General features: G+C 69.9%; 1 protein-coding gene. It reads right to left on the bottom strand.

All coding sequences use genetic code 11. The features are described 5' to 3' along the window. Positions 1-322, bottom strand: a 322-nt coding sequence (locus NQU55_RS36315) for an adenosylhomocysteinase (RefSeq protein WP_256791889.1), incomplete at both ends; no start/stop codon positions are given.

Genomic DNA, 322 nt, shown 5'->3' with positions numbered 1-322 from the left:
AGCGGTCCAGTCAAGTCCGCTGTTCTGCAGGAGGCGCAGCACAGCGGCGTGCTCCTCGTCCGTGGCCGTCGACGGGTCGGGAACCGCGCCCGCCTTCTCGTACTCGGCACCCTTGTGGACCAGGAGGGTGGCGTCACCGCCGTCGTCCAGGATCATGTTCGGACCTGCGTGGCCGGGCCAGGTCAGGGCCTGCTCCGTGCACCACCAGTACTCCTCCAGGGTCTCGCCCTTCCAGGCGAACACCGGAATGCCCGCGGCGGCGATGGCGGCGGCCGCGTGGTCCTGCGTGGAGAAGATGTTGCACGACGCCCAGCGCACCTCC

It is taken from the genome of Streptomyces telluris, from assembly GCF_024519335.1.
GTDB classification, from domain to species: Bacteria; Actinomycetota; Actinomycetes; order Streptomycetales; family Streptomycetaceae; genus Streptomyces; species Streptomyces telluris.
Note: the sequence above shows the minus strand (reverse complement) of the source record. Positions and strands in the feature narration are given on the sequence as shown.